Genomic DNA, 352 nt, shown 5'->3' on the forward strand with positions numbered 1-352 from the left:
ATTACTGCAAAAGTTTACACTAAAAAAGACCATAGAGATTCTTACTAAAGGGAAACAACGTTTTGGTGTAAATGATACTCCTATAAAAGTTGGTAATAAATTGAACGCCACATTATTTAATCCAAGTACAAAATATACATTTTCAGGGCAACACATCCTTTCAAAATCTCACAATTCAATTTTTAAAGGAGAAACCTTAAAAGGAAGTGTTTATGGTAGTATCTCAAACAACATATTAGCTTTAAAATAAAATGACGCAACAAGACATACAAGATGGTAAAGGGCTTTCAATAGTTAGTTATTTAGGTATTATAGGTATTATCATAGCCTATTTTATGAATAATGATAAGAG

1 pseudogene is annotated in these 352 nt (G+C 29.0%); it reads left to right on the forward strand.

The window, feature by feature from the left end:
• A pseudogene (locus J8281_RS19290) lies at nucleotides 1-250 on the forward strand (dihydroorotase); the annotation flags it as partial.
• Nucleotides 251-352 lie beyond the last annotated feature (102 nt).

Source organism: Aquimarina sp. U1-2 (assembly GCF_017897595.1).
Taxonomy (GTDB): domain Bacteria; phylum Bacteroidota; class Bacteroidia; order Flavobacteriales; family Flavobacteriaceae; genus Aquimarina.